The organism is Streptomyces niphimycinicus (genome assembly GCF_018883605.1).
Classification (GTDB): Bacteria; Actinomycetota; Actinomycetes; order Streptomycetales; family Streptomycetaceae; genus Streptomyces; species Streptomyces niphimycinicus.
Genome location: NZ_JAHLEM010001125.1, coordinates 1 through 3031 on the forward strand (window position 1 = coordinate 1; position 3031 = coordinate 3031).

Consider the following 3031-nt stretch of genomic DNA (forward strand, 5'->3'; position numbering starts at 1 on the left):
GGCGCTCTTCGCGCCCAACATCATCACCGGCTTCGGCCGGGTCGAGGGCCATCCGGTGGGCATCGTGGCCAACCAGCCGATGCAGCTCGCCGGCTGTCTGGACATCGACGCCTCCGAGAAGGCCGCGCGCTTCGTGCGCACCTGCGACGCGTTCAACGTGCCCGTGCTGACCTTCGTGGACGTGCCCGGCTTCCTGCCCGGCACCGACCAGGAGTACAACGGCATCATCCGGCGCGGCGCCAAGCTGATCTTCGCCTACGCGGAGGCCACCGTCCCGCTGATCACGGTCATCACCCGCAAGGCGTTCGGCGGCGCGTACGACGTGATGGGCTCCAAGCATCTGGGCGCGGACCTCAACCTGGCCTGGCCGACCGCCCAGATCGCGGTCATGGGCGCCCAGGGCGCGGTCAACATCCTCCACCGGCGCACCATCGCCGCCTCCGACGACCCGGAGACGACCCGCACCGAGCTGATCGCGGACTACGAGGACACCCTGCTGAATCCGTATATCGCGGCCGAGCGGGGGTATGTGGATGCTGTGATCATGCCGTCCGAGACCCGCCGCCACATCGTCCGCGGACTGAGGACCCTGCGGAACAAGCGAGAGTCGCTGCCCCCGAAGAAGCACGGCAACATCCCCCTCTAGCCCCCTCGAGCGAAGGGCTAAATCCATGATCCGAATTGTCCGGGGCAACCCGACCCCCGAGGAGTTGGCCGCCGCACTGGCGGTGGTGCAAGCACGCGCGGCGGCCGTCACGGCCGCTGCGCAGAGCGAGGACGATCCGGAGGAGTGGTCCGACCCGGCCCGCACCGTCCCCGGCCGCCGGGTGCCCCACCCCGGCCCCAAGGCGTGGCGAACCACCTACTGGCCCGCCTGAGAGCCGCGCGGCAAGACCGGAGTGGCACGCGGTAAGGCCGGAATGGCACCTTCGCGCCGGGGCGCCTGAGTACGCGTACTCAGGCGCCCCGCCGTCCGCGGCCTCAGGATCGGTCCCATGCTGTGGTCCGAGCCGCCCGATGAGCCGCCAGAGGAGCTGCGGCGCGCCGAGGCCATGCTCCGCCGCGCCCGCACGGTCCTGACCGTCTCCGTGCTGCTCGCGATGTGCCTCCTCAGCATGTGGCCGTAAATGGTTCCTGAATACGGCCCTGATCCGACCCCCGGCCGGGCCGTCCCGGGGGCGGCTTACCCTGGTGCGCATGACCGCTCAGCGCACCCTCATCCTCGCGTCCGCCTCGCCCGCCCGGCTCGGGCTGCTGCGACAGGCCGGAATGGCGCCGAAGGTGATCGTCAGCGGGGTGGACGAGGACGCGCTGACCGCGGCGACCCCCGCCGAGCTGGCCCGGGTACTGGCCGAGGCGAAGGCCACCGCCGTGGCCGGGCTTCCGGAGGCGGCCGGTTCGCTCGTCATCGGCTGCGACTCGGTGCTGGAGCTCGACGGCCAGGCGCTCGGCAAACCGGCGGACGCCGAGGAGGCCACCGCCCGCTGGAAGTCGATGCGCGGCCGGGCCGGGGTGCTGCGCACCGGGCACTGCGTGATCGACACGGCGAGCGGCCGACGCACCTCGGCCACCGCGTCCACCACCGTCCACTTCGGCGAGCCGACGGACGAGGAGGTCGCGGCGTACATCGCCAGCGGCGAACCGCTGCATGTGGCGGGGGCGTTCACGCTCGACGGCCGCTCGGCGCCGTTCATCGACGGCATCGAGGGCGACGCCGGAACCGTGATCGGGCTCTCCCTGCCGCTGTTCCGCCGTCTGCTGGCCGAGTTGGGCGTGCGGATCACGGCTCTCTGGGACTAAGCGCTCCGCGGGAAGCGCCGCGAGGTGCGGTCGTTCATCCGCGGCTGCGTCGTGGCTGGCCACGCGGCGGAGCCGCATATCGACACAGCCGCGGCGGAGCCGCATATCGACACGGCCCCGCGCCCCTTCGGGGCGCACCCGAACCGCACCGGACTTCATCGAGGCCGCTTGGCCAGGGGATCTCCCGGCCTCGGGGGCGACTAGGGGTTCCCTTGAATCGGGAGCCGGAGAGGCGCTAGACGTTCCCCTGAGTCAGATCGGGCCGGGGGCTAGGGATTTCCCCCGAATCAGGCCCGGCCCGGCTAGGGAATTCCCCTGAATCAGGCCGGGCTGGGGGCGTCCTGGCCGCCGCCCGCGCCCTCCGCGGAGGGCTCTGCGGGCCGCTCCGCCTCGTACCCCAGCAGGCTCAGCACGATCAGCCCCAGCACCACCATCAAGAACGCGAACGCCGGCCAGCCCACCAGGCCGACCGCGAACGCGCCCACCAGCCCGTGCACCACCGCACAGGTGACGAGCAGGATGCGGGCGAGGCGGCCGGGGGCGCGGTCGCGTACGGCGGTGCGCAGCAGCACCACCCCGCAGACCAGCAGATAGAGGCCGAAGAGGCCGCCCCCGACCCAGGTGCCGATGGACATCGCGTCGGTGTCGAGGCCGCCCATGGACATCTGCTGACGGTCCACGACCAGGCCGAGGATCCAGTTCAGCAGCGCTATGCCGACCGCTTCGAACATGAGCGTCACAGCCGCTATCGCGGCCACTGGTCTGCGCGCCACCGTGTTCCCCCTCCACTCCGTCGGTGCCGAAGCACGCTACTAACGGGTAAGCGCTGCCACAAGAGGTGTGGACGAGCAGAACTCCATGGCAAAGTTTCCGCCCGGCATTCGTAGGGTTTCCACAAAGAAACGCGAAGCGCCGCAGCACGGCGAGCCAGAGACCTTGCCCACACCGTGGACCGTGCACCAGTCCTGAAAACCGGGCGTACGGTGGAGCGACGGGGGATCTGGTCGCTCGCCCAACGCGAGGTTCACGCTCCGTGTGGTCAAGCTCACGCCCGGGATCTTCTCGGCGCGAGGTGTCGCCTGTACCTAAACTCGGCTTGTTTCAAGGAGGGAGCCATCGTGCGCAAGGTGCTCATCGCCAACCGTGGCGAGATCGCTGTCCGTGTTGCCCGTGCCTGCCGGGATGCCGGGATCGCGAGCGTAGCCGTCTATGCCGATCCGGACCGGGACGC

General features: G+C 70.6%; 6 protein-coding genes. 5 read left to right on the forward strand and 1 reads right to left on the reverse strand.

What is annotated here, in order from left to right:
• The 4 genes from KN815_RS48140 to KN815_RS48150 all read left to right on the forward strand — a co-directional run.
• The coding region (locus KN815_RS48140; RefSeq protein WP_301184719.1) for an acyl-CoA carboxylase subunit beta at positions 1–646 on the forward strand (646 nt) is incomplete at its 5' end.
• Positions 647–671: 25 nt separating this feature from the next.
• On the forward strand, positions 672–878 hold the full coding sequence (locus tag KN815_RS48145) for an acyl-CoA carboxylase subunit epsilon (RefSeq protein WP_216348073.1): 207 nt from the start codon (positions 672–674) through the stop codon (positions 876–878).
• Positions 879–995: 117 nt separating this feature from the next.
• Positions 996–1127: a morphogenic membrane protein MmpB gene (gene mmpB / locus KN815_RS51785; RefSeq protein WP_014061294.1), complete on the forward strand. Its 132-nt coding sequence runs from the start codon at positions 996–998 to the stop codon at positions 1125–1127.
• 70 nt (positions 1128–1197) lie between these two features.
• Complete coding sequence (locus tag KN815_RS48150) at positions 1198–1800, forward strand: Maf family protein (protein WP_216348074.1); 603 nt, start codon at positions 1198–1200, stop codon at positions 1798–1800.
• A gap of 320 nt (positions 1801–2120) precedes the next feature.
• Here the strand turns inward: KN815_RS48150 and KN815_RS48155 are convergent, their stop codons facing one another.
• A complete protein-coding gene (locus tag KN815_RS48155; RefSeq protein WP_253209717.1) occupies positions 2121–2531 on the reverse strand; it encodes a hypothetical protein in 411 nt (136 codons plus the stop codon).
• 387 nt (positions 2532–2918) lie between these two features.
• Here KN815_RS48155 and KN815_RS48160 point away from each other — a divergent pair.
• A partial coding sequence (locus KN815_RS48160; protein ID WP_161198291.1) for a biotin carboxylase N-terminal domain-containing protein occupies positions 2919–3031 on the forward strand: 113 nt, incomplete at its 3' end.